This window comes from Salipiger sp. ABF4_146, from assembly GCF_056161345.1.
The window spans coordinates 38,919-64,377 of the sequence record NZ_JBSWYX010000017.1 but is presented as its reverse complement, the minus strand read 5'-3'; the positions used below and the strand labels follow the sequence as shown (position 1 = coordinate 64,377).

Sequence of the window (25,459 nt, the reverse complement as noted above, 5' to 3'; positions counted from 1 at the left end):
TCAGTCGGCGGTGACCCCGTCGCCCCAAGGCGAGAAAGTCTCTGTGGTGCCAGAATTCACGCCGTTCGCGCGCAGCACCCCGGCGGGGCAGGCGAAGGCGAAGGGGAAGGGCAGGCGCTGGACCATGGCCAGCGGGTGCTCGGCGGCGAGGGCGTCGGTGACGGGACCGGCAAGGCGCTCGTCGGCCACCACCTGCGCCCCGCCCGACACATCGATGCGCGGCGCCTCGATGGCCTCCTGCATGGACATGCCCTGCTCGATGATATGGCCGGCGATCTGCCCGACGGCGGGCATGATCTTGCGCCCGCCGCTGGCACCGAGGGCAAAGCGCTTGCCCGGCGCTTCGCCGATCACCGGGCAGACGTTCATCAGGCAGCGCTTGCCGGGAGCGAGCGAGTTGGGCCCGCCCGGTGCGGGATCGAACCACATGATGCCGTTGTTGAGCAGCATGCCGGTGGAGGGCGACACCACGCGCGCGCCGAAGATCGACAGCAGCGTCTGGGTCATCGCGACCATGTTGCCGTGGCGGTCGATGATCGAGAAATGCGTGGTGCAGCCGGGGGCCTTGGCCGATTCATGGTCGCCCATCCCCTCGAGCCGCGCGGCATAGGCGGCCTTGAGCGCCTCCGCGCGGGCCAGATGCGCCTTGGGCGCGGCGGCCTCGGCGGCGTCATAGCCCTTGGTCCATTGCGTGACGGCATGGCTGAGGGTCGGTCCAGCGGTGAGGCCGGGCAGGGCAAAGAGCCGCCCGTCGCGATAGGGGATCTCCAGCGGATCGGACCATTGCGGCGCATAGGCCGCGAGATCGTCCATGGTCAGAAAGCCGCCCTTGGCGGTCACATCGCCCGACAGCATCGCGGCGATATCGCCCTTGTAGAAGTCCTCTGCGCCCGCCTGCGCCAGCTGCTCCAGCGTGGCGGCATGGCGCGACTGGTCGAGGCGGATATCCGAAAGCGCCGTCCAGCCAGAGCCCTTGGGCCATTGCCCGTCTTCGAGGAACATGGCGGCGGCGTCGGGATCCTGCGCAAGATCGCGCGCCGAGGAGGCGATGACCAGCGCCGCGTACCAATCCACGTGCAGGCCCTGCTTGGCGAAACCGATGGCGGGGGAGAGCAGGTCTTTCCACGGCATGCGGCCATAGCGCCCATGCGCGGCGGCGATGCCCGCGACGGTGCCGGGCACCGCGACCGACGTGCCGCCGATGACGTTGCGGTCCTCAACGACCGCGTCCCACGGAAAAAGGTCCGAGGCCTTGCCCGCGCCAGACAAAGGATAATGCGCCGGGTCGAGCGTGGCGGAACTGCGCATGCCGTAGTTCAGCGCGTGGGCGCGGCCTTCGTCCTCGCGCCAGATCATCATCGCGCCGCCGCCCATCGGGCCGGACATCCACGGCTCCAGCACACCGATTGCGAAGCTTACGGCCACGGCGGCATCAAGCGCATCGCCACCCGCCTTCAGAACCTCGGCCCCGGCCTTGGCCGCAAGCGCGTGCTGGGCCGCAACAACGCCGCCCGAAGTGGCGGTGACGCCGGGTTTGCGGGTGGTCTGTGACGGAGAGAACGAGCCGCTCATGCCAGACCTCCCATGCCCATGACACCGGTGGCGGGGGGCAGTTTCGACACGTCCGGCACGTCCCAATCCTGTCCGGGCTGCGCCGCGAGCAGTTTTTGCGTGTAGGCATGGCTGGGGCTGCCGAAGACCTGATCGACCGAGCCGCGCTCGACGATCTCGCCCTGCTGCATGACGATGAGATTGTCGCAGACCTGCGCCGCGACGCGCAGGTCATGGGTGATGAAGAGCACGGTCAGCCCCATCTTGTCGCGAATTTCATTGAGCAACTTGAGCACCTCCTTCTGCACCGACACGTCGAGCGCCGAGACCGCCTCGTCGGCGATCAGCACCTTGGGTTCGACCATCAGCGCGCGGGCAATGCAAATGCGTTGACGCTGGCCGCCGGAGAATTGGTTGGGGTAGCGGTTGAGCGCATCGGGATCGAGCCGCACGATTTTCATCAACTCGCGGGCCTTTTCCATCGCCTCGGCGCGGTCGCGGCCAAAGTTCACCGGCCCCTCCACCAGCTGATCGCCGATGGTGCGGCGCGGATTGAGCGAGCCATAGGGATCCTGAAACACGATCTGGATCATCTTGCGGTAGGGATGCAGCGCGCGCTTGGAATAGGCGGCGATGTCGGTGCCCTCGACCCAGACGTGGCCGGCGTCGGGGTCCTCCAGCCGGATCAGGCATTTGACCAGCGTCGACTTGCCCGAGCCCGACTCCCCCACGATGCCCAGCGTCTCGCCGCGGCGCACGGCGAAGCCGACGTCCTTGCAGGCGTGCACGATGCGGCCGGGGCGGAACATGTTGCCCTTCACGTGGTAGGTCTTTTCCAGCCCCTGCACCTTCAGCATTTCGACCCGCCCTTCGAGGCTGGGTTGCTCCGCGCGCTCGCGGCGCGGCACGGCGTCGATCAACAGGCGGGTGTAGGGGTGCTGCGGGCGGTTGAGGACCTCCTCGGCGCTGCCCTGCTCGACGATGCGCCCGTGTTGCATGACCACCACCCGGTCGGCGATCTCGGCCACCACGTCGAAGTCATGGGTGACGAACATGATGCCCGCCGAGTGCATTTCGCGCAGCTCTTTCAGCAGGTGCAGGATCTGCGCCTGTGTCGACAGGTCGAGCGCGGTGGTCGGCTCGTCGGCGATCAGCAACGCCGGGTCGAGCGCCAGCGCCATGGCGATCACGATGCGCTGCCGCTGCCCGCCCGAAAGCTGGTGCGGGTAGCTGGAGTAGATGCGCGCGGGATCGGGCAGTTGCACCTCATCCAGCAGCTTGATCGTGCGGGCCTTGCGCTCGGCGGCGGGCAGGCTGGTGTGCTGCTCGAACATTTCCTCGATCTGGTTGCCGACCGTGTAGCAGGGGTTCAGCGCCGACATCGGTTCCTGAAAGATCATCGCCATGCGGCGTCCGCGCAGTTTCGAATGCTCGGAGGGGGGCAGCTTCAGCAGGTCGCGCCCCTCGAACATCACCTCGCCCGACGAGGGCACCAGCGCTTTCGGCAGCAGCCCCATGGTGGTGAAGGAGGTGATCGACTTGCCCGAGCCGGACTCGCCGACGATGCAGACGATCTCCTTGGGCATGATCTCGAGGCTCAGCCCCTCGACCGCATGGGGCCGGTCGCCGCCTTTGGGCAGATCGACGGTGAGGTTGCGGATGGACAGGATGGGATCGGTCATCAGTTTCTGCCTTCGGGTGCGGTGACGTCGCGGATGCCGTCGCCGAGCATGTTGATCGACAGGACGAGGAAGAACAGCGCCACGCCGGGAATGGTGATGAGCCACGGCTCGAAGAGCAGCATTTCCTTGCCCTCCGAGATCATCAGCCCCCACGACGGGGTGGGCGGCTGCACGCCAAGGCCAAGGAACGACAGCGCCGCCTCGAGGATGATGGCATGGGCCATCTCCAGCGTGAAGATGACGATCAGGTGGTTCATCACGTTGGGCAGGATGTCCTTCCACAGCACCCGCGGCAGCGACGCCCCCAGCACCTCGGCGGCCGCGACATACTCGAGCTTGCGCACCTGCATGGTGGCGGCGCGCAGCACCACTGCGAAGCGGTCCCAGAGTAGCAGCCCCAGCACCGAGACCACCACCATCAGCGAGCCGCCGAAGAGCGCGACCACCGCCAGCGCCACCAGCACCACCGGCATGGCAAGGCGCACGTTGATCAGGAAGGTCACTGCCATGTCGACGCGGCCTCCGAAGTAGCCCGCGAGGATGCCCAGCACCGAGCCGATCAGCGCCGAGATGGTGGCGGCCAGCAACCCGATCATCAGCGAGATGCGCGCGCCATAGGCCAGCCGGGCCCAGAAGTCGCGGCCCAAGGCATCGGTGCCGAGCCAATGCGCCTCGTCGCCGCCCATGAAGAGGGGCGGTTTCATGCGCGCCAGAAGGTCCTGATCATAGGGGCTATAGCTGGTGAGCAGCGGCGCGCAGAGCGCGACGAAGATGATGATGCCCATCACCAGCGCGCCGAAGATCAGCCCGCGGTGACGCAGGGCGCGGCGCGCCATCGCCTGACGGGGCGAGAGCGGGGCGTCCTTGGGGGCGGCGTTGGAGGGGGTCATGGCGGGGCGTTCGGATGCGGTCGTGTCGGTCATGTCGAGGCGCCTTCGGTCAGCCCACGCGCAGGCGCGGGTCCATCCACGCGTTCAGCACGTCGGCGAGGAAGGTGAAGAGGATGTAGAACATGGAAAAGACGAGGATCAGCGCCTGCATCACCGGCAGGTCGTTGCGGCTGATGCTTTCCCAAGCGAGATAGCCCGCGCCGTGCAGGGCAAAGATCGACTCCACGACGATCGAGCCGCCGAGCATGAAGCCCATCTGCACAGCGGCGAGGCTGATCACCGGGATGATGGCGTTGCGCAGCGCGTGTTTGAACAGCACCTTGCGCGGCGCGAGACCCTTGGCGCGGGCGGTGCGGATGTAGTCGGCGGAAAGCACTTCGATCATTCCCGCGCGGGTCAGGCGCATGATCGCAGGCGTGGCGTAATAGCCCAGCACCACCGTGGGCAGGATGAAGTGTTTCCAGCCGTCCGAGCCCGAAGCGGGCACGAGCCCGAGATTGATCGAGAACACCACGATCAGGATCAGCCCGAACCAGAACGACGGGATCGCCTGACCCACCACCGAGATGAAGAGCGCCGCGCGGTCGATCAGCGAATTGGGCCGCACCGCCGCCGCCACGCCCATCGGGATGGCAAGGATCAGCGCAAACGAGATGGCCAGCAGGCCAAGCGTCATGGTCACGCCCAGCCGGTCGCCGATGATCTGCGTCGTTGGCAGGTCGAAATACCAAGAGCGCCCCAGATCGCCGCCCGCCGCCGACACCAGCCAGTCGGCGTATTGCACCAGCACCGGGCGGTCGAAGCCGTAGCGTTCGGTGATCGCGGCGATGTCTTCGGCGGCGGCGTTTTCACCGGCGATCGAGATTGCCGGATCGCCCGCCATGAACAGCAGGCTGAAGCTGATCGCCGAGACGGTCAGCGCAACCAGCACGGCAAGGCCGAGACGTTTGAGGATATAGAGTAGCATGGGGCGTTCCTATGGTCGGGTCTCGCCCGGTCCCCGCCAGCGGGGGCCGGGCAGGGCCAGTGCTTACTTCCAGCCGAAGCTGAAGAAGCGGACGATCTCGTCATCGGTCGGGGTGAACGCCATCTCGTCGCTCATCACGTAGTTGACGTTGTAGGTCCACAGCGGCACCCAATAGGCCTCGCGGGTGATCTTGCTCAGCGCGTTGGAGTAGAGCGCCTGCCGCTCTTCCTTGTCGTTGGTGCTGTCGGCGGCCTCGATCCAGTCGATCACCTGCTGATCGCGCGCGTCGTCCTGCGGCCCGCCGGTGAAGAACTCCGAGGTGATCGCCGAGGCATCGGCCACCGAGTTCGAGCCCCACGTCAGGAAGGCCATCGGCACCTCGCCCTTGCGATGCTTCTCGCGCAGGGCCGAGTATTGCATGAAGTTCAGATTGGCGTTGATGCCGACCTCGCCGAGAAAGCCCATGATCGCTTCGGCGTAGGGCCGGTTGCGGTAGGCGTAGAAGTCGATGTCGAAGCCGTCGGGATAGCCCGCTTCGGCCAGCAGTTCCTTGGCCTTCTCGGGGTCGTAGTCATAGCCCTCGACGCTCTGATCGCAGGCGAATTGCGCGGGCGAGCAGGCGGTGTCGATCACTTCCGACGAGCCCTTGACCAGCGCGTCGACGATCGCCTGACGGTCGATGGCGTGATAGACCGCCTCGCGCACCTTCTGATCGGTCATCGGCGACTCGCCCGAGCGTCCGCCGGCATCCATGGTGATGTAGCCGACGCGCATCGCGGGGGCGTTGACCACCTGATACTCGCCCATCGCGTCGAGCTTTTCAGCCTGATCGGCGGGCATGTTCCACAGAAAATCTAGCGTGCCGTTAAAGAACTCGGCGATCTGCGTGTTGGTGTCGGGCACAGTGCGGATGTCGACCTTGGCGACCCCGGCCTTGCCCTTCGGCCCGCCGAAGTACTCTTCGAAGCGCTCGAGCACGAAGTGCTTGCCCGGCTCCAGTTCGGTGATCTTGAAGGGGCCTGTGCCAACGGGTTCGAGCCCCATGCCGGTGGGGCCAACCTCGGTGTAATACTCGTCAGGATACATGGCGACGGGACCGGCGAGGAATTCCTCGGCCGCCGGGAAGGGCGCCTTGAGGATGATCCGCACGGTGTAATCGTCGATCTTTTCAGCGTGGTCCATCCAGCCGACGTTGGCCATGTTCTTCACGCCGTTCTCGGGGTCGGTCACGTAGTTGACGGTGAACACCACGTCATCGGCATTGAACGGCTCGCCGTTGTGGAAGGTCACGCCCTCGCGCAGCTTCAGTTCCAGCGTAACGTCATCGATCCACGTCCACTCGGTGGCGAGGTTGCCCTTGTATTCGCCGGTGTCGGGATCGCGATACAGCAGACCGTCCCAGACCGAGTGGTTGAGCAAAAGGCCCTCGCGCGCGGTGTTGAAGTAAACGTCTGCGGTTTCGAGTTCCTTGTTGAAGGCCATGTTCACCGTGTCGCTCGCCTTATCCGCGAAAGCGGGGGCAGAGAGACTTGCGCAAAGCGCGCTTCCGGCGAGAAGTTTACACATTTTCATGGTGTTGTCCTCACTGTTGGCGTTTTCGTTATTTGTATTCTTATAACTATTTCTGTATACAATCTGGGCAGACTGCATATCGTCAATGGTTTTTCGCGATGACCGACACTTCCAGAACCGCTACCCGGATTTGCTCAATTATCGAGCAGCGGATCGCGTCGGGTGCGTATCACGACGGCGACAAGCTGAGTGAAGTGGCTCTGGCCCAGCAGCTCGAGGTGTCGCGCACGCCGCTACGAGAGGCGTTTCAAGCGCTCGAAGCGATCGGTCTGGTGGAGTTGATCCCGCGCCGCGGGGCCTTCGTGCGGCGGCCCTCGATGACCCGGCTCGTCGAGATGTTCGAGGTGATGGCCGGGCTCGAGGCGTGGTGCGTGCGGCTGGCCACGCAGCGCATCACACCGGCGCAGCGGCTCTATCTGCGGCAGGCGGCGCAGGATTGCGAGGCGGCGCTGCGCGAAGGCGCGGCGGATCGCTATTACGAGGCCAACAACCGGCTGCACGGGATGATCTACGAGGCTTCGGGCAATCAGGTGCTGGCCGAAGAGACGCAGCGTATGGACCGACGGCTGCGGCCCTTCCGGCGGCGGCAGCTTGACGTCACCGGGCGGCTGGCGAAATCCATGCAGGAACATGCGGACATTCTGGATGCCATGGAGCGTGGCGAAGCCGACACGGCGGCAGATCTGATGTGCCAGCACATCAACACGCTGGGCAGCACCTATGATATCTATCTCGCCTCGCTTGGAGAGGGCGCGGACGACCGGCGCTGAGCGACGGCGCGCGGCTCATTGCGCCGGTTGCAGGTAGTCCAGCAATTGGTCGCGGATGTCGCGCAGGTTTTGCTCGAAGGCAAAGTCATTGCGCGCCGGCCCGCCGAAGAACACCCCGTCGATAGCGACAGAGGTCAGCCGGGCGGTGCGTTCGGCATCGACCTTGCGAAACCGGCCGTCGGCCATGCCCTCGAGGATCACCTGCTTCAGTGTTTCGCGCTCGCGCGCGTAGAACTCGTCGATGATTGCCAGCGCCTCGGCATCACGGCTTTCCTGTTCGCCGAAGTCGCTCATCAGCTTGACCATGCGCATAAGGCGCGGCGCCGCGTCGATGGTGGCGTCGATCCACACATCGGCGGCGCCAAGCGGCGCGCCGACATCTTTGGGCAGATCGTCGAACATCACCAGAAAGTCGTCTACCGCGTGGCGCAGCGTGGCGTGCACCAGCCCTTCCTTATTATCGAAGTAGTGATAGAGCAGCGCCATGTTCACGCCGCAGGCCGCTGCGATCTGCCGCATGGTGATCGAGGCGAAGTGTTGATTCGCGCACAGCTGCAGCATCTCATCGAGGATCTGCGTGCGGCGCTCGGCCGGATCGAGCCGTTTTCTGGGGGCGGTCCGTGCCATGGGGACTCTCCGTTCACGCTGCGCCGTCTTAGCGAACTCATCAGCCGATTAATAGCGCATTATTTATACATATTAAAAACTTGATTTTAGCTATTCAACGTTCGTTTAGTTAGGGCATCGAACATCTCTTTCCCTCCCGGAGACATTCCATGCGTTTTTCCAGACTGGTACTTCTGCTTGCTTCTGCGGCTTCTGTCGCCTTCACCGCGCCGGCTCAGGCGCAGGAAAAGGAGACATTCAAGGTCGGCTATGTTGTCTACGTCGGCTTCATGCCGCTGGCGTGGATGCGCACCGAAGGGCTGATGGACGCGTGGGGCGAGAAGTACGGCGTCGACGTCGAGCTTATCCAGATCAATGACTATGTCGGCTCGATCAACCAGTTCATCGCCGGCGACCTTGATGCCGTGGCGGTGGCGGGCATGGACGCGCTGACCATGCCTGCAGCGGGCGGGGTGGATACCTCGATTTTCCTGATCACCGATTATTCCGACGGCAACGACATGCTGATCTCGCGCAGCGCGGAGTCGGTCGAAGAGCTGCTCGATGACGAGGTTTGGCTGCTGCAGTACTCGGTGTCGCACTACCTGCTGAACCGCGCGCTGGCCGAGGCCGGGATCACCGAGCCGTGGCGGGTGAAGAGCGTCAACATCTCGGATGCCGAGATCGGTGCCGCCTATGTCACCCAGCCCGAGATGGCGCATGTGGCGACGTGGAATCCGATCGCCACCGAAATGCTGAACCAAGTGCCCGAGAGCAACGTGCTGTTCGACAGTTCGGACATCCCCGGTGAGATCATGGATGTGTTCATCGCCCGCACCGAGACGCTGGAAGAGCACCCCGAGTTCGCCAAGGCGCTGACCGGCGCGTGGTATGAGGCGATGGAAACCATGGCCGCCGAAACCGGCGACGACCAGCCGATGGCCGAGGTCATGGCGTCGGCCATGGGTACGGATGTGGCGGGCCTGTCGGTGCAGGTGGATCAGACGCATTTCTTCACCACGCCGGGCGATGCGGCCGCGTTCCTTGCGGCCGACAGCAGCCGCGAGATCATGGACAAGGTGCGCACCTTCAGCTTCGAGCAGGGGCTCTTCGGGCAGGGCGCCTCCAGCGTCGACGCCATCGGCATCGAGGTCGGCGGCACGGTGCTTGGGGACGGGGGCAATGTGAAACTGCGCTTCGATCCGAGCTTCTCGGAGATGGCCGCCGCGGGCGAGCTGTAAGCGGCGACCCGAGACGTTTCCATGCGCCGAGCCATCAACCGGCTTCCGTCCCGCAGGAGCAAAATCCTGCTGGGCGCGATGCCCTTCATTCTGGTGATCGCGATCTACGCGATCACCTCCGAGGCGCGGCACGCCGCCGATGCCTCCGACAAGCTGATGCCGGGCCTCGAGGCCTTTCGCACCGCCATGTCCCGCCTGATCTTTCAGATCGACATGGCGACCGGCAAGAAACTCTTCTGGGCCGACACTTGGGCCTCGCTGTCGCGACTGGGGATCGGCCTTGGCCTCTCGGCGGCGATCGGGCTGGTGGTCGGCGTGCTGGTGGGCTTCATCCCCTACCTGCGCGCCCTCTTCGAGCCCTTCTTCGCCGCGCTCTCGCTGGTGCCGCCGCTGGCGGTGCTGCCGATCCTCTTTATCCTTTTCGGCCTCGGCGAACTGTCGAAGACCGTGCTCATCGTCTTTGGCATCGCGCCCTTCATCATCCGCGATGTGATGCTGCGGGTGTCGGAAATCCCGCGCGAACAGATCGTAAAGGCGCAGACCCTGGGTGCCTCGACATGGCAGATGATCCTCGGGCTGGTGCTGCCGCAGGTGCTGCCGCGGCTGATCAGTTCGGTGCGGCTGTCGCTGGGGGCGGCGTGGCTTTTTGTCATCGCCGCCGAGGCGATCACCGCCGAGGCCGGGCTGGGATACCGCATCTTCCTCGTCCGTCGTTACCTCGCGATGGACGTGATCCTGCCTTACGTCGTGTGGATCACCTTCCTTGCCTTCGCCTTGGATTATGCCCTGCGCCTCGCACATGACGCGATCCCCTGGACGCGCTTCCGGGAGGGCGGCTGATGGCCATCATCACCTTCGACAACGTCTCCAAGAGCTACGGCGAGACCGTCGTGCTCGAGAACATCAACCTGTTCATCGATGACAACGAGTTTCTTGCGGTGGTGGGGCCTTCGGGGGCCGGGAAGTCGACGTTCCTGCGCATGCTGCTGAGCCAAGAAGCCCCGAGCGGCGGGCAGATCCTCATCGACGGCGCGCCCATCGCGCCGGAGCCCATGCCCGACCGGGGCATCGTCTTTCAGCGCTACTCGGTGTTCCCGCACCGCACGGTGATCGGCAACGTGATGACCGGCCCCGAATGGCAGGCGGCAGCTTTGCTCGGGCGGCTCTTCGGCAGCGCCCGCGCCGAACTGCGCGACCGGGCGCAGGCGATGCTCGATCGCGTCGGGCTGGGCGGTCATGCGGCGCTTTATCCGGCGCAGCTGTCGGGCGGACAGCAGCAGCGGCTTGCCATCGCGCAGGCGCTGATGACCAAGCCCAAGGTGCTGCTGCTCGACGAGCCGTTCGGCGCGCTGGATCCCGGCACCCGCAAGGCCATGCACCAACTGGTGCTGGAATTGTGGGACGAGCACCAGATGACCGTGGTGATGGTCACCCATGATCTGTCCGAGGCCTTCCACCTCGGCACGCGGGTCATCGCCGTGGACAAGCGCCGTCACGATCCGCACGCGCCGCACCGCTACGGCTCGATCATCACCTCCGACTTCGAGGCCAAGCCGCGGCTGGCCCGCAGCCTGCGCCGCGCCGAGCGCGCGGCGGGCTGAGCCCCTTCCTCCCGATCTTAGCCAGCACATGTCTGGCGCATTTCCAAGGACGACCGACAGATGACCGACAAACGCTTTCACCTCGCATGGTTCATGAACTTCACCCCCGACGAGTGGCGCGCGCCCTTCGGGCAGGGCGGCTACCCGTGGGACGGGCAGTTCTACGTCGAGATGGCACAGACGCTGGAACGGGCCTGCTTCGATTACATCATGATCGAGGACAAGCTGATGGTGCCCGAAACCTTCGGCGGCGACCGCAAGTTCTCGCTGGCCAACGGCATGATGGCCCCCAAGCACGATCCGGCGCCGCTGGCGGTGGCGATGGGCATGGCGACGCGCAACCTCGGGGTGGTCGCCACCATGTCGACCATGGCCTATCCGCCGTTCCTTCTGGCCCGCCTCAGCTCGACCATCGACAGCCTGACCAAAGGGCGGTTCGGCTGGAACGTGGTCACCTCCGCCGAGGATCTGGCCGCGCAGAACTTCGGCATGGATGTGCTGCCCCCGCGCGAGCAGCGCTACGCCATGGCCGACGAATACATGGACGTTGTGGGCCAGCTCTTTGACAGCTGGGACGCCGATGCGGTGGTGCTGGACCGCGAGAATGGCGTCTATGCCGACAGCAACAAGGTGCGCAGCATCGACTTCGAGGGCGAGTTCTTCAAGGTGCGCGGCCCGCTCAACACCGTGCCCTCGCCGCAGAAGCGCCCGGTCTACGTGCAGGCCGGGGCCTCGCCGCGGGGGCGCGACTTTGCCGCGCAGCATGCCGACAGCATCATCTCGGTGGCCAATGGCGTCGACGGGATGAAGGCCTTCCGCGATGACATCCGCGCCCGCGCCGAGAAGATCGGCCGCAACCCCGACGACATCAAGGTGCTGTTCTGCGTCACCCCCACGCTTGGCGAGACCGAGGAAGACGCCCGCGCCAAATACGAGCGCGGCACCACTGCGGACCATTTCGTCAACGACGTGCTGGCTTCGATCTCGGCGATCACCGAAATCGACTTCTCGCAGTACGACCTCGACAAGCCGCTGCCCGAGAAGCTGGTGACCAACGGCGAAAGCGGCACGCTCGACAAATTCCAGCAATGGGGCAGCGGCAAGACCCTGCGCGAACTGGCGGCAGCCGAGGGCGGCGGGCTGGTCTCGTCGATGGAGCTGATCGGCACCCCGGCGCAGGTGGCCGACAAGATGGGCGAGGCGATGGCCGAAGTGGGCGGCGACGGTTTCCTGATCACCACGCCGGTGCTGCGGGTGAGCCGTCATTACCTTGTCGAGATCGCCGACGGGCTGGTGCCGGAACTGCAGCGTCGCGGCCTCGTGCGGACCGAGTACAAACACCAGCTGCTGCGCGACAACCTCAAAGAGTTCTGAGGACTTTCGCGAAAATGCGCGGGCCTCGTCGCGGGGCCCGCGCGGCAACAAGGAAAGGCCGATCATGACCAGCCCCGCCCAACCGCCCGCACCCTCGCCGGTTCTGATGGCCGAGATGACATGGCCCGAATATGCCGCCGCGCTGGAGCGCAACCCGGTGGTCTTTCTGCCCACCGGCGCGCTTGAACAGCACGGCCCGCATCTGCCGATGGGCGTGGACCACATGCTGCCGCTGGCCATCGCCGAAGAGATCGCCCGCGATCTCGGCGGCGTGGTCGCCGCACCCGTCTGCTATGGCTACAAGTCGATGACCCGCTCGGCGGGCGGCCCATTCTTTCCCGGCTCCACCGGGCTCGACGCGGCAACGCTTTCGGGCATCGTGCGCGACATCATCCGCGAGTTGGTGCGCCACGGCGTGCGGCGGATCTGCGTGCTCGATGGCAACTACGAGAACCTGTGGTTTCTCACCGAAGGCATCGATCTGGCGATGCGCGACGCGGCGGGACAGGACTTGCGCGTCATGTGCCTGCAGCATTGGGATTTTCTCACCGAAGACACGCTGGCGCAGGTCTTCCCCGAGGGCTATCCGGGGATCGAGTTGGAACATGCGGCGGTGCTCGAGACCTCGCTGATGATGCATTACTACCCGCATCTTGTCCGCACCGAACTGATCCCCGACAACAAGGCCGCCTTTGCCCCGCCCTATGACGCATGGCCGCCGCACCGCGAGTGGGTGGCGCCCGAGGGCAACCTCGTCTCTGCCGCAGGGGCCACGCCCGCGAAGGGGGCGCTGATGGCGGCGCAGTACCGGCATGACATCGGCGCGGCGGTGCGCGGCGAGTTCGGGCTCGGCGGATGAGCCGGGCGGGCCGGGCCAGTTTCGATTTCACCGAGCAGACCGTGCTGGTGACCGGCGCTAGCCGTGGCATCGGGCAGGGCGTTGCAGCCGCCTTCGCGGCGGCCGGCGCGACGCTTTGGATGCTGGCCGAGGATGCGGGGATCGAGGCCGCGGCCAAGGCGCTTTCCGCGACGCCGCTGCGCTGCGATATCAGGTCGTCCGAGGCTGTGGCCAAGACGTTGGCGCCGCTGGAGAGGATCGACGTGCTGGTCAACAACGCCGGGATCGAGCGGCCCACGTGGCTTGGTGATCCGGGGGCGGGGGCGATGGCCGCCGACGTGCTGCACACCAATGTCATGGGCACCGAGCATGTCACCCGCGCGGCGCTGCCGAAGATGGGGCAGGGCGGGCGCATCCTGCTGACCTCCTCGATCTGGGGCAAGACGGCGGTGGCTGGGTTTTCCGCCTATGCCGCGTCGAAACACGCGATGCTCGGCCTGATGCGCAGCTGGGCTAGAGAGCTTGGCCCGCGCGGCATCACGGTGAACGCGGTCTGCCCCGGCTGGATCGGCACCGAGTCCGCGCTGGCCTCGGCCTCCGAGATGGCGCGGGTCGAGGGCCGCAGCCAAGACGCGGTGATGGCGGATATTCTGGCGGCGAAGGCGATACCCGGCCTCATGCTGCCGCAGGACATAGCCGCGCTTTATCTCTTCCTCGCCAGCACCGGCGGGGCCTCGATCAGCGGGCAGGCGATCTGCATCGACCGTGGCGAGACCTTGGCATGAGCGGGGTGCTGTCCGGAGAGGTGGTGCTGGTGACCGGTGGCAGTCGGGGCATTGGTCGTGCCATGGCGCTGGCGCTGCGCGCGGCGGGGGCGAAGGTTGCCGTTTGCCATCCGGGCGATCCGGCGGCGGCGGATCTGCCGGAGGATATCCTGCAGCTGCGCGCCGATGTGACCTCGGAGGCCGAGGTTCGCGAGATGTTCGACAGCCTGCAAACGCGGCTGGGTGCGGTGACGCGGCTGTTCGCCAACGCCGGAATTCTGGACGAGTGCCCGCTGCGCGACACCTCTGCCGAGGCCTTCGACCGAGTGATCGGCGTGAACCTGCGCGGGGCCTTCCTGACCGCACGCGAGGCGGTGCGGCAGATGCCGGCCGGGCGGATCGTCTTCACCGCTTCCGATCTGGGCTACCTCGGGGCGGCGAACACCGTGGCCTATGCCGCCTCCAAAGGCGGGATCATCGCAATGACCCGCAGCCTCGCCCGCGAACTGGGGCCGGATATCTTGGTCAACGCCATCGCCCCCGGTCCGGTGACGACCGAGATGACCGCCGGCATGACACCCGAGGCCATCGCCCGCGATCTGGCAACGCCGCTTGGCCGCTTCGGCACGCCCGAGGAGATCGCCGCCATGGCGGTGTTTCTCGCGGGGCCGGGCGCGGGCTTCATCACCGGGCAGGTCTATGGCGTCAACGGTGGCTCGGCGATGTACTGAGGCGGCGGCTCAGCCAGCGGCCTCGGTCACATTCACCTTTTGCTGCAACAGCATCGCCGGGGCCTGCGACTCCATGAAGGCGATGTCGTAAGCGTCTCGCCCCACGGCGATCAGCGCCAGCGCATCGGGGCGGCACATGCCGCTGGCATCCACCGGGTGCCATCGCCCGTCCAGCCAGACCTCCCCCAGCGCGTGAAAATCCGGCGGCGAGACGCAGGCGCCATAGGCGGCGACCATCCGCGCCGGGATTTGTGCCGCGCGCACCATGGCGCAGAAAAGATGCGCGTAGTCACGACACACCCCCTGCCGCGCGGCGAAGGTTTCCAGCACATGCGTGTCGGCATCGGAACTGCCGGGCACATAGTCCAGCTCGGCCTCGATCCAGTCGCGGATCGCCAGCACTTTCGCGCCGCCCTGCAGGTGCCCAAAGCGGCGGCCAACGAAGGCGACGAACTTATCCGACAGGCAATAGCGCGAGGGGCGGATGAACGGCGCGACCTCGGCGGTCAGCGCGTGCAAGGGAGCGGCTTGCAGGGTCTCGAGCGGCAGGTCGGGGCGCGTCACCTCCACTTCGGCGGTGTAACTCAGGCGCATTTCCTCGCCGGGCACCTCGACCCAGAGCCGACTGCCGATCCCTTCATCCCCTGCGATGCGGGTGACGCGGGCATCGCCAAGATCAAGATTGGCATGCCGCACGATCTGACCGGCGGTCTCGGCGGCCTCAAGCACAAGCGTGACCGTGTTCGGCTGGGGAAATTGGTAGTGCATTCGTACGTCGATCAACAAGCGCATGCGTTACCCCCGGGTTTGAGCGGTCTGCCCAAAAACAAGATGGCCCGCGGGAGCGCATTGTCACGCAATCACCGGGAAATCACCGTGCAAAGACGCGAAACTCCGCGCGCGCTGCGTCGATTCCGGGCTGAAGCGCTGAAAAAATCACGGACGGGTGGGGGGTGGTTGGGGTGAAGATGCATATTCGAGTGGCATTTTCACCCTTACCGAGAATTCTTTGTCGGGCCCTACCATAACCTGAAGTTCAGGCTACGCACGCCACGCGCGCTCGAGCCGCCGTTTTCCGAAAGGGTCAGCCAGCGCGCCGCGGTGCGGTGACGTCGAGCATGTGATCGACGAATTTGCGGGCGATCAGCGTTTGCGGCTTCAGCGGGTTCTGAAGCAGGTATATCGGCACCGAGAGTTCCTCGGCCAGCGGGCGGACAACGGCGCCGGCGGCGTCGAACAGCTTGGCGGATTCCTCGTCGACGATGCCGATGCCATGGCCGTCGGCGACCATCCGACACAGCATTGCACCGATCGCCACATCGATCTGACTGCGGATGCTATAGCCTGCCATCAGCATCGCGGCCTCGAATTTCTTGCGGATCTCGTCGGCCGCGCTCAGCGACAGCAGGCGCTGGTCGTGCAGGTGCTCGAGCCGAATGGCCGGCTCGGCACATAGGCGGTGGCCTTCGGGCAGGATGCAGACCGACTGCAGATCGAACAGCCGCGTCTTCTCGACCATCCTGTCCTCGCTGCGCGCCTGCGAGATGCCGATATCGAGCTCACCGCGGCCCACGCGCTGCACCGTTTCGGGCGAACTGAGCGAGCGGAAGGACAGCGAAAGATCGGGGTACTCGCGCAGGAAACCGGAAATCGTCTGCGGCATCCACGCGATCGAGAGCGCCGGAATGCTGCTGATTTCGAGCCGCGCGTGCTGCAGCCGCACGAGGCTTTGCGCGAAGCCTTCCAAATGCCCGAAACTCTCGGTCAGCCGCGCCGCCTCAAGGTAGAAAGAGCGCCCTTCATCGGTTGGCTGCAGGCCTTTCGCGCCACGCAGGAACAGCCGCACGCCCAACTCTGTCTCTAAGAGTTTCAAAGACTTGCTGACCGCGGGCTGGGATAGGTCCAGCCGCTCGGCGGCGGCGGTGACCGACCCGGCTTCGAGGGCGGTGACGAAGATCTCGCACTGTCGGTAATTCATCCTAAAGCCATAACCCAAAGATATATGCATGCGTCAAACATAATTTGACAGAAAAGATTACGCTTGGGCAAGCTGAGCCTACTTCATGGCCGGAGGGGGCCGCAGAACGCTCCCCGCCAGTTTCCGGAATCGCTGACTTTCCGCACCACCCCCGAAGCCCTCCCGCTTCGGGGAACAGCAACCTACAGCCAACAGGGACTGACATGACACGTATCCTCCCCTCTCTGCTCTCCCGCGCCAGCCTGCGGTCGGCGACCGCCTCGCTGTTGATGGCCACCGCGCTGCCGTTGGCCGCGCTGGCCGCGCCGGAAGGCGAACTGCGCATCGCCGTCGGCGCCGACGCCAACACCTTCCACCCGCACGTGAACTCCCTGCCCGTGGGCAACGCGGTCGATGGGCTGGTCTTCCAGCAGCTGTTCCGCATCGACGCCGACAACAAGGTGGTGCCGGCACTGGCCACGGAATGGGACTGGTCCGAGGACGGCATGACCTTCTCCGTCACCTTCGAGACCGGCCACACGTTCAGCAACGGCAAGCCACTTGACGCCGAGGCGGTGGCGGCGTCCTTCAACCAGTTGCTCGATCCCGACAGCGGCTCGATCTACGCCGGGCTTTATGCCTCGCTGGGCGAGGCCGAGGCGCAGGGCGAGGACACTGTCGTCTTCCACATGGCCGAAAAGAACGGCCACGTGTTGATGCTGCTGGCCAACACCGCCGCCAGCATCATCGACACCGAAGCCAATGCCGAGATGGGCGCCGAATACGGGTTCTACCCGGTCGGCTCGGGCCCCTACATGGTCGAGGAATACATCGGCGGCGAGCGCTTCAGCCTCGTGCCGAACCCCGACTACGAGGGCCCGCGCCCGGCGACGCTGGAAAAGATCACCTTCATGGCGGTGCCCGAGGACGGCTCGCGCATGGCGCTGCTGGAAACCGGCGAGGTGGACATCGTCGACCGCGTTCCGGCGGAATCCATCGACAGGATCAACGCGCTCGACAGCGCAGAGGTGATCCTGCCCGACAGCATGTTCTCGATCTCCATGGAGATGGTTCTGGACGGCCCGCTCGAAGACAAGCGGGTGCGCGAGGCGCTCAATATCTCGCTGGATCGCGATGGCATGGTGCAGGGTATCCTCGGCGGTCTCGGAACCCCCTCCGAAGGGCAGGTCGGCCCGGGCACCGAGGACGCGCTGCGCGTGACCTTCGAGCCCAAGCCCTATGACGTGGAGCGCGCCAAGGCGCTGCTCGAAGAGGCGGGCTACGGGCCGGGCGGCACCCCGCTTGAGCTGACGGTGAACTGCCCCAACGGGCGCTACATCAAGGACGCGCAGGTCTGTCAGGCGCTGGTCGGCCAGTGGCAGGCGATCGGCATCGACGCGCAGGCCCGCGTTCTGGACCTGCCCAGCTGGTCCGCCGCGCACCGCGTGCCGCTGGACGAGCGCACCTATGACATGTCGATGATCGGCCGCGCCACCGCGGGCATCGACTTCACCCTCTACCGCCTGTTCCACACCGGGGTCAGCGCCAACACCACCGGCTTCAGCGACGCGCGCGTCGACGGCCTGCTGGCCGAGGGCCGGGCGACCACCGACATCGACGAGCAAAAGGAGATCTACGCCGAGGTGCAGGAAATCATCTGGGACGAGATGCCCTTCGTCTTCCTGTGGTACCAGAAGCAGGCCATCGGCATCTCTGACAAGGTCGAAGGCTTCACCATCCGGCCTGACGAGACCATGCTGTTCGACGACGTGCGCGTCTCGGTCGACGGCTGATCGGGGACGGCCATGTTTGTTCTCAAGAGACTACTTGTCGCAATCCCGACCCTCTTTGCGGTCAGCCTGCTGGCCTTCTGGTTCGTGGCGCTGATCCCCGGAGACCCGGCGGCGCAGCTTGCGGGCAACATGGCCACCGACGAGGAGATCGCCGATATCCGGCATCACCTCGGGCTCGACCGCCCGCCGTTCGAACGCTACGCGCTGTTTCTGCGCGGCGTGGTCGATCCCGAGGTGGCGACCTCCTATCGCACCAGCCGCCCGGTGGTTCAGGAAATCTCCGAGCGGCTTCCCAAGACGCTGATCATCGCCGTCGGCGGGTTGGTCATCGGCCTTGCCTTCGGGGTGATCACCGGAGTGATCTGCGCGCTGCGGCAGGGCGGGTGGTTCGACGCCACCGTCACCGTGCTGACGCTGGCGGGCATCTCGATGCCGATCTACTGGCTGGGGCTTTTGTGCATCTGGCTGTTCGCCGTGACGCTGGGCTGGCTGCCAGCGGCGGGAGCGGCGACACCCGCGCATTACGTGCTGCCGGTGCTGGTGGTGGCAACGCGGCCCGCCGCGCTGTTCAGCCGGCTGGTCACCGCCAACCTGCTGGAGGTGATGGGCAAGGATTACCTCGACACGGCCCGTTCCAAGGGGCTGGCCGAACGCACGGTGATCCTGCGCCACGCGCTGCGCAACTCTCTGGTCGCCGCGGTCAGCGTCGCCGGGGTGCAATTCGGCGGCATGCTGGGCGGCTCGGTGGTGACCGAGACGGTGTTCGGCGTGCCCGGACTGGGGCGGCTGCTGGTCAGCGCGGTCGGCAGTTCCGACTACCCGGTGATCCAATACTGCGTGCTGCTCTTTGCGGTGTTCTTCGTCCTCATCAACCTCGCGACCGACCTGCTCGGTCAGTGGCTCGATCCGCGGACCCGCGACTACGCGGCCGCCTGACAGGCAGACCTTATGGCTATGACTTCAACAACCGACGACATTCCCGGTGGCGCGCAGCCAGACGCGCGGCCCGGCCTGCTGCGGCAGACCCTGCTGCATCCAAGGCTGAAAACCCTGCGCCGCATCGCCAGTTCGCCCAAGGGCGCCATCGGCCTCGCGCTGGTGACGGTGCTGACCTTCCTTGCCTTCTTCGGGCCGTGGCTGGCCCCGCTCGATCCTTACACCCAAGACTTCATGGCGACGCTGCAGCCGCCGTCGGCGGCGCATTGGTTCGGCACCGATCAGCTGGGCCGCGACGTGTTCAGCCGCATCCTCGTCGGCGCGCGCTCGTCGCTGGGCATCGGCGTCGGCGGCGTGGCGGTGGCCTTCGTGATCGGCGTGCCGCTGGGGCTGGCGGCTGCCTATGTGCGTGGCACCTTCGATCAGCTCCTGATGCGCGGCGTCGACATCATGCTGTCCTTCCCCGACATCGTCTTTGCCCTCGCCGTCGTGGCGATCCTCGGGCCGAGCACGTGGAACGTCATCCTTGCGGTGGGCATCGTGTCGATCCCGGTGTTCATCCGCACCACCCGCGCCGTGGCAATGAGCACCCTGTCGGAACCCTTCGTCGAGGGCAGCGTTTCGCTCGGCTGCTCGCCCCTGCGGGTGATGGCGCGGCACGTACTGCCCAATATGGGCGGCATCCTCGTGACCCTGTGCAGCCTGCTGTTTGCCTCGACGCTGCTCAACGCCTCGGGCCTCAGCTTCCTCGGGCTCGGCACCCAGCCGCCGGAACCCGAATGGGGCACCATGCTGGGCGAGAGCCGCTCCTATATCCGCAGCCACCCCTATATGGCGACCTTCCCCGGTCTCTTCCTTGCGCTCTCGGCGCTGGGGTTCAACCTGCTGGGTGAGGAGCTGCGCAACATCTACGACCCAACCGCCGCCAAGCGCCGCAAGGGGCAGGGGATGCTGGCCCGGTTGATCTCGGGCGGCAAGGCGCTGCCCACCGGGCCGCGTGAAAGCGCGGCAGAGGCCAAGGCGCGGATGGAGGTGCCCGGCGGTGCCGCCGCGCTTGGGCGCGATCTGGAGATCTCCTATCTCACCGAGCGCGGCCAGCTTCCGGCGGTGCGCGGGGTGGATTTCGCCTTGCGCCGGGGCCGCACGCTGGCGGTGGTCGGCGAGTCCGGCTCGGGCAAGAGCACGCTGCTGCGTGCCGTCGGCACCCTGCTGCCGCGCGGGCAGGCGGTGGTCTCTGGCGGCGCGCTGGAGATCGCCGGAAAATCCGCCGCGCATCTGTCAGGCAAGGAAGTGCAGGAGATGCGCCGCCGCCATATCGGCATGGTTTTTCAGGATGCCGCCAGCGCGCTCAACCCGGTGATGACCATCGGTGCACAACTGGCCGAGGCGCTGACCTCGGGCACCAGCCTCAGCGCCGCAGAGGTGCGTGCGCGGTCCATCGAGCTGCTCAAGGCGGTGCAGATCGCCGATCCAGAAAGCCGCCTCTCGGCCTATCCGCACCAGTTCTCGGGCGGGATGAAACAGCGCATCGTGATCGCCATCGCACTGGCGCAGGAGCCCGAGATCCTGCTGGCCGATGAGCCCACCTCGGCGCTCGACGTGACGATCCAGCAGCAGATCCTGACGCTGCTGCGCAAGATGCAGAAAGAGCGCGACATGGCGATGATGCTGGTCACCCATGATCTGGGTCTGGTGGCGCGCTATGCCGACGATGTGGCGGTGATCTACGCCGGGCGCATCGTCGAGGTCGGGCCGGTGGACGAGGTGTTCCGCAACGCCCGCCACCCCTACACCCGCGCCTTGCGCAACTCGACGCCGAAGCTGCGGCATGACGGCTCGACCCGGCTGCTTCCGGCGATCTCGGGCGAGCCGCCGATGCTGGGGCGTCTGCCCGAGGGGTGCAGCTTTGCGCCGCGCTGCGCCCGCGCCAAGGGCCGCAAACCCTGCATGACCGACGCCCCGGCTCTGCAGCGCTGTGGCGGGGCCGAGGTGGCCTGCCACTTCCCGCAAGAAGAGGAGGCCCAGAATGCCCAAGGATGAGATGCCCAAGGACATGCAGAAGGAGGGTCTGACCGCCTCGGACGTCGTGCTGGACGTGCGCAACCTCAGCGTCGATTTTCCGGTGAACAAATCCTTCTTCCGCACCGGCGCGACGCAGGTTGTGCGCGCGGTGCAGAACGTCAGCTTCTCGGTGCCGCGCGGCGGCTGCTACGCCATCGTCGGCGAGTCCGGCTCGGGCAAGAGCACGCTGGCGCGGGCGATCGTCGGGTTGGTGAAGATGACCGCGGGCGAGGTGACGCTGGGCGGGCAGCAGCTCTCCGGCCTCACCCCGCGCGAGCGGCGGCAGCTGCGGCGCCGGGTGCAACTCGTGCTGCAGGACCCGCGCGCCTCGATCGACCCGCGGATGCGCGTCTATGACGTGCTGCGCGAGGCGCTGGTGGTGCATGGCCTCAAGGGTGGCAAGGACGATCAGCGCGCCCGTATCGAGCGGGTGATCCGGCAGGTCGGGCTCAGCGTCGCGCATCTCGGACGCTTTGCCAACGAACTGTCGGGCGGGCAGCGCCAGCGCGTCGCCATCGCCCGCGCGATCATCCTCGAGCCCGAGATCCTCGTGCTCGACGAGCCGGTGAGCGCGTTGGATGTGTCGATTCAGGCGCAGATCATCAACCTGCTGGTCGACCTGCAGGAACGGCTCGGGCTGACCTATGTGATCATCACCCATGATCTGGCGCTGGTCAGCCATTTCGCCGATGCCACCGGGGTCATGTACCTTGGCCGCTTTGTCGAGCAGGGCCCGGCCCGGCAGATCTGCGACAGCCCGCGCCACCCCTATTCCGAAAGCCTGCTGTCGGTGGTGGCGGGCGAGGATCCTGAGGTGGAGCGCAATCGCGAGGTGGTGCTGCTCGAGGGCAATATCCCCAGCCCGCTCGACCTGCCGCCGGGCTGCGCCTTCCACACCCGCTGTCCGCACGCGCGCCGCGTCGCCGAAGGGCTTGATCCGGCCTCGCGGCAGCAGGTCGCGGGGCGCAGTGTGCCGCGGCTCTGCGCCGAGGTGGTTCCAAGGGCGGACACCGGCCCTTCGGGCTGTCTTTGCCACTACCCGCTTGCCGGGACGCAGCGGGCCCCGACTGACATTTGACCAAAACACCCCGGCGCAGGCCGGGAAAGGAGACCAAGATGCCCACGACCCAACGCCGCATGAAGATCGGCATCAACATGGTGCAGAACGGCGCCCATAACTCGGGCTGGCGCCACCCCGATGCCAACGCCGGTATCGCCAATGATTTCAAAGGCTACGCCAAGATCATCAAACAGGCCGAGGCGCAGAAGGTCGACTTCATGTTCCTTGCTGACGGTGCCGCGGTCCGCATCCCGCACAAGGATGCCGAGGAACTGAGCCGCCACGGCCATATTGACCGGTTCGAGCCGATCACCCTGCTGGCTGCCATGTCGGCGGTGACCGAGAGCATCGGCCTGATCTGCACCGCCTCGACCACCTACAACGAGCCCTATGCGCTGGCCCGCAAGTTCGCCTCGCTGGACCATATCTCGGAGGGGCGCGCGGGCTGGAACGTGGTCACCGGCTGGAGCGAGGAAGAGGCGCTGAACTTCAGCCGCGACGCGCTGATGGAACACTCCGAGCGCTATGAGCGCGCCAATGAGTTCTTCGATGTGGTCACCGGCCTGTGGAACAGCTGGGACGACGACGCTTTCGTGCGCGACAAGGACGAGGGCCGCTATTTCCGCCCCGAGGGCATGCATCTGCTCAACCACAGCGGCAAGCATTATCAGGTGCGCGGGCCGCTCAACCTTGAACGCTCGCCGCAGGGCTATCCGGTGATCGCGCAGGCGGGCGGCTCGGGGCCGGGGCGCGAACTGGGCGCGCGCATCGCCGACATCATCTACACCGGGCAGAAGGATAAGGAGATCGCCAAGGAGTTCTACGCCGACATGAAGGCGCGGGTCGCGGCTGCGGGCCGCGATCCGGCGCAGGTGATGATTATGCCGGGTATCATGCCGATCATCGGCGCCACCGAAGAAGAGGCGCAGGCCAAGCTTGATGACCTGAAGGCGCTGGTGCATCCGGACGTCGGCCTGCAACTCATCTCGAAGATGTTCGGTGACCTCAGCGCTTATGATCCCGACGATCTGGTGCCGCTGCCGCTGCCGGAGTCCAACGGCGTGAAAAGCGCCATCGAGCAATGGGAGCGCCGCCTGCGCGCCACCCCGATGACCATCCGGCAGGTTTATGAGGAGATCTCGATCTCTTCGGGGCACAACGTCTGCTGCGGCACGGTCGAGCAGATCGCCGACGTGATGCAGGATTGGTTCGAAGATGGCGCTTGCGACGGCTGGAACCTGATGGCCCCCTATATGCCCGGCGGGGCCGAAGACTTCCTCAATCTTCTGGTGCCCGAACTGCGCCGCCGCGGGCTGGCGCAGAGCGATTACCAAGGCGAGACGCTGCGCGCCCGGCTGGGGCTGGAGGCCAAGCCGAACCCGCTGGCAGGCCGTGGCTCGGAAAGTTCGGAGTCTGAAGAAGCGATCGCCGTTTCGCACTGAGCACGGCAGATGGATTGAGGGTCGCCTTGGGGGCTGCTCCCGTCCCCGGCGCCGAGAGGGCGGGCCTCCGGGCCCGCTCTTTTTGTATCTACGGACTGCCGCCACGCGCGCAATTGTCAGCTGACAAAAAAGCCCCCCGGCACCGGTCCGGGGGGCAGTTGGGAAGATCCCGTCGCGGCGCTCAGGCCATGGTCGTCTCGCGCTCGCGCGCTGCGGTGTAGCGGTTCACATGCGCCGGCAGGCCAAGGTTTTCACGCAAGGTGCGGCCTTCGTATTCGGTGCGGAACAGCCCGCGCCGCTGCAGTTCCGGCACCAGCAGGTCGGCCACATCTGCCGCGCCGCCGGGCAGATGCGGCACGGTCAGGTTAAAGCCATCGCAGGCGCCCTTGTGGAACCAGTCCTCCATGATGTCGGCGATATCGGCGGCGGTGCCGACATAGTTGCTCGACGCCTGACCGGCCTGTTCGAGATAGAGATCGCGGATCGTCTTGCCCTCTTGCCGGGCGCTGGCGATCAGCCGTTCGGCCCAGCCACTGAGGCTTTCATTGTCGCTGCGGGGCTTGAAATCTGCCGGGATCGGCGCGTCCAGCGGCAGACCGGAGAGATCGCCGAAGGTGTCGGCAAGGAACGACAGGCCAACCACCGGCTCGATCAGATCCTGCATCATTTCGAACTTCTCCTGCGCCTCCTCGCGGCTGCGCCCGATGTAGGTGCGGAAGCCGGGCATCACCCGCAGCGCATCGGCGGGGCGACCGAATTTGGCGAGCCGCTCGCGCATGTCGGCATAATACTCCAGCGCCTCTTCGACGCTGCGCGCGGCGGTATAGATCACCTCGGCATGTTTGGCGCCGATGTCGCGCCCGGCGGGCGAATTGCCCGCCTGCACCACGATCGGCCGGCCCTGCTCGGAGGGGCGCGCGTTCAGCGGGCCGCGCACCCGGAAGTGTTTCCCTTCATGGTTGAGCCGGTGCATCTTGGTCTCGTCAAAGAACAGGCCCGAGGCCTTGTCGAGCGGGAAGGCGTCCTCTTCCCAACTGTCCCAAAGGCCGGTCACCACCTCGACGAACTCGGCGGCGCGCTCATAGCGTTCGGTGTAGTCGCGCACCTGTTCGAGGCCGAAGTTCTTCGCCTCTTCGTTCGACCACGACGCCACCACGTTCCAGCCCGCGCGGCCATGGCTCATCAGGTCGATGCCGGCGAAACGGCGGGCAAGGTTGTAGGGCTCGTTATAGGCGGTGGAGGCGGTGCTCACGAGGCCCAGATGCGTGGTCACCGCCGAGATCGAGGCCAGCAGCACCGTCGGTTCGATGTCTGTGATGTAATGCCCGAGCCGGGCCAGCGAGCCCTTGGGCGTGTCCTTGGCGCGGACCCCCGCGCCGTCGGCAAAGAAGATCATGTCGATCTTGCCGCGCTCGGCGTGTTTGGCGACGGTGTGGAAATGCTCGATCTCGCTGGCGCCATTGGCCGGCACATCGGGGTGGCGCCACGCGGAGGGGTGATAGCCGACGCCGCGCATCGACAGGCCGAGCCGCATCTTTTTGTCAGTCATCTCTTGGATCCGTTTCTTGCGGGGATGTGTCCAGGGCTGTGCCGTGGGCGAAGGCCCCGGGCGCGTCATGGCGC

22 protein-coding genes are annotated in these 25,459 nt (G+C 66.0%); 13 read left to right on the top strand and 9 right to left on the bottom strand.

All coding sequences use genetic code 11. From position 1 onward, the window contains the following. From ACXAJT_RS20875 to ACXAJT_RS20855, 5 genes are all read right to left on the bottom strand, one after another. Positions 1 to 1,572: a gamma-glutamyltransferase gene (locus tag ACXAJT_RS20875; RefSeq protein WP_475238515.1), complete on the bottom strand. Its 1,572-nt coding sequence runs from the start codon at positions 1,570 to 1,572 to the stop codon at positions 1 to 3. Then, complete coding sequence (locus tag ACXAJT_RS20870) at positions 1,569 to 3,233, bottom strand: ABC transporter ATP-binding protein (protein ID WP_475238513.1); 1,665 nt, start codon at positions 3,231 to 3,233, stop codon at positions 1,569 to 1,571. Before ACXAJT_RS20870 ends, ACXAJT_RS20875 begins: the two co-directional genes overlap by 4 nt. Next, complete coding sequence (locus ACXAJT_RS20865) at positions 3,233 to 4,123, bottom strand: ABC transporter permease (RefSeq protein WP_475238617.1); 891 nt, start codon at positions 4,121 to 4,123, stop codon at positions 3,233 to 3,235. Before ACXAJT_RS20865 ends, ACXAJT_RS20870 begins: the two co-directional genes overlap by 1 nt. Before the next feature lie 49 nt (positions 4,124 to 4,172). Beyond that, the gene (locus ACXAJT_RS20860; RefSeq protein ID WP_475238511.1) at positions 4,173 to 5,090 is read right to left on the bottom strand and encodes an ABC transporter permease; all 918 of its coding nucleotides are present in this window, start codon (positions 5,088 to 5,090) and stop codon (positions 4,173 to 4,175) included. A gap of 63 nt (positions 5,091 to 5,153) precedes the next feature. Beyond that, positions 5,154 to 6,662, bottom strand: coding sequence for an ABC transporter substrate-binding protein (locus ACXAJT_RS20855; protein ID WP_475238508.1), 1,509 nt, complete (start codon positions 6,660 to 6,662; stop codon positions 5,154 to 5,156). Positions 6,663 to 6,760: 98 nt separating this feature from the next. Here ACXAJT_RS20855 and ACXAJT_RS20850 point away from each other — a divergent pair, with 98 nt between their 5' ends. Continuing rightward, a complete protein-coding gene (locus tag ACXAJT_RS20850) occupies positions 6,761 to 7,432 on the top strand; it encodes a GntR family transcriptional regulator (RefSeq protein WP_475238505.1) in 672 nt (223 codons plus the stop codon). 15 nt (positions 7,433 to 7,447) lie between these two features. Here the strand turns inward: ACXAJT_RS20850 and ACXAJT_RS20845 are convergent, their stop codons facing one another. Continuing rightward, positions 7,448 to 8,059, bottom strand: a complete 612-nt coding sequence (locus tag ACXAJT_RS20845) for a TetR/AcrR family transcriptional regulator (protein ID WP_475238503.1) — start codon at positions 8,057 to 8,059, stop codon at positions 7,448 to 7,450. Between the two features lie 149 nt (positions 8,060 to 8,208). Between ACXAJT_RS20845 and ACXAJT_RS20840 the strand changes: the two genes are divergently transcribed. The 7 genes from ACXAJT_RS20840 to ACXAJT_RS20810 all read left to right on the top strand — a co-directional run bounded on the left by ACXAJT_RS20840 (position 8,209) and on the right by ACXAJT_RS20810 (position 14,587). Then, on the top strand, positions 8,209 to 9,279 hold the full coding sequence (locus ACXAJT_RS20840; RefSeq protein ID WP_475238500.1) for a putative urea ABC transporter substrate-binding protein: 1,071 nt from the start codon (positions 8,209 to 8,211) through the stop codon (positions 9,277 to 9,279). A gap of 21 nt (positions 9,280 to 9,300) precedes the next feature. Next, complete coding sequence (locus tag ACXAJT_RS20835; RefSeq protein WP_475238496.1) at positions 9,301 to 10,119, top strand: ABC transporter permease; 819 nt, start codon at positions 9,301 to 9,303, stop codon at positions 10,117 to 10,119. Beyond that, positions 10,119 to 10,880 carry an ABC transporter ATP-binding protein gene (locus ACXAJT_RS20830; protein WP_475238491.1) on the top strand — a complete coding sequence of 254 codons (762 nt, stop codon included), beginning with the start codon at positions 10,119 to 10,121 and terminating at the stop codon, positions 10,878 to 10,880. Before ACXAJT_RS20835 ends, ACXAJT_RS20830 begins: the two co-directional genes overlap by 1 nt. 60 nt (positions 10,881 to 10,940) lie before the next feature. Then, the gene (locus ACXAJT_RS20825) at positions 10,941 to 12,254 is read left to right on the top strand and encodes an NtaA/DmoA family FMN-dependent monooxygenase (protein ID WP_475238488.1); all 1,314 of its coding nucleotides are present in this window, start codon (positions 10,941 to 10,943) and stop codon (positions 12,252 to 12,254) included. A gap of 64 nt (positions 12,255 to 12,318) precedes the next feature. After that, a complete protein-coding gene (locus tag ACXAJT_RS20820) occupies positions 12,319 to 13,113 on the top strand; it encodes a creatininase (protein ID WP_475238485.1) in 795 nt (264 codons plus the stop codon). Next, positions 13,110 to 13,877, top strand: coding sequence for an SDR family NAD(P)-dependent oxidoreductase (locus ACXAJT_RS20815; RefSeq protein ID WP_475238482.1), 768 nt, complete (start codon positions 13,110 to 13,112; stop codon positions 13,875 to 13,877). Before ACXAJT_RS20820 ends, ACXAJT_RS20815 begins: the two co-directional genes overlap by 4 nt. Then, complete coding sequence (locus ACXAJT_RS20810) at positions 13,874 to 14,587, top strand: SDR family NAD(P)-dependent oxidoreductase (RefSeq protein WP_475238478.1); 714 nt, start codon at positions 13,874 to 13,876, stop codon at positions 14,585 to 14,587. The genes ACXAJT_RS20815 and ACXAJT_RS20810 overlap by 4 nt, the downstream gene beginning before the upstream one ends. A 9-nt stretch (positions 14,588 to 14,596) precedes the next feature. Here the strand turns inward: ACXAJT_RS20810 and ACXAJT_RS20805 are convergent, their stop codons facing one another. Both ACXAJT_RS20805 and ACXAJT_RS20800 read right to left on the bottom strand, forming a co-directional pair. After that, positions 14,597 to 15,379 carry a transglutaminase-like domain-containing protein gene (locus tag ACXAJT_RS20805; RefSeq protein WP_475238474.1) on the bottom strand — a complete coding sequence of 261 codons (783 nt, stop codon included), beginning with the start codon at positions 15,377 to 15,379 and terminating at the stop codon, positions 14,597 to 14,599. Between the two features lie 292 nt (positions 15,380 to 15,671). Further along, complete coding sequence (locus tag ACXAJT_RS20800; RefSeq protein ID WP_475238471.1) at positions 15,672 to 16,565, bottom strand: LysR family transcriptional regulator; 894 nt, start codon at positions 16,563 to 16,565, stop codon at positions 15,672 to 15,674. A gap of 203 nt (positions 16,566 to 16,768) precedes the next feature. On the opposite strand from ACXAJT_RS20800, the gene ACXAJT_RS20795 reads away from it, so the two are divergent. The 5 genes from ACXAJT_RS20795 to ACXAJT_RS20775 are packed head-to-tail and all read left to right on the top strand — an operon-like array spanning position 16,769 to position 23,836. After that, positions 16,769 to 18,337, top strand: a complete 1,569-nt coding sequence (locus tag ACXAJT_RS20795) for an ABC transporter substrate-binding protein (protein ID WP_475238468.1) — start codon at positions 16,769 to 16,771, stop codon at positions 18,335 to 18,337. A 12-nt stretch (positions 18,338 to 18,349) separates the two neighbouring features. Next, on the top strand, positions 18,350 to 19,273 hold the full coding sequence (locus tag ACXAJT_RS20790) for an ABC transporter permease (protein WP_475238465.1): 924 nt from the start codon (positions 18,350 to 18,352) through the stop codon (positions 19,271 to 19,273). An 18-nt stretch (positions 19,274 to 19,291) separates the two neighbouring features. After that, on the top strand, positions 19,292 to 21,313 hold the full coding sequence (locus ACXAJT_RS20785; protein WP_475238462.1) for a dipeptide/oligopeptide/nickel ABC transporter permease/ATP-binding protein: 2,022 nt from the start codon (positions 19,292 to 19,294) through the stop codon (positions 21,311 to 21,313). Then, a complete protein-coding gene (locus ACXAJT_RS20780; protein ID WP_475238459.1) occupies positions 21,300 to 22,412 on the top strand; it encodes an oligopeptide/dipeptide ABC transporter ATP-binding protein in 1,113 nt (370 codons plus the stop codon). Before ACXAJT_RS20785 ends, ACXAJT_RS20780 begins: the two co-directional genes overlap by 14 nt. A 38-nt stretch (positions 22,413 to 22,450) precedes the next feature. Continuing rightward, the gene (locus tag ACXAJT_RS20775) at positions 22,451 to 23,836 is read left to right on the top strand and encodes an LLM class flavin-dependent oxidoreductase (RefSeq protein WP_475238456.1); all 1,386 of its coding nucleotides are present in this window, start codon (positions 22,451 to 22,453) and stop codon (positions 23,834 to 23,836) included. Positions 23,837 to 24,017: 181 nt separating this feature from the next. Here the strand turns inward: ACXAJT_RS20775 and ACXAJT_RS20770 are convergent, their stop codons facing one another. Continuing rightward, a complete protein-coding gene (locus tag ACXAJT_RS20770; RefSeq protein ID WP_475238454.1) occupies positions 24,018 to 25,385 on the bottom strand; it encodes an LLM class flavin-dependent oxidoreductase in 1,368 nt (455 codons plus the stop codon). Between the last annotated feature and the right edge of the window lie 74 nt (positions 25,386 to 25,459).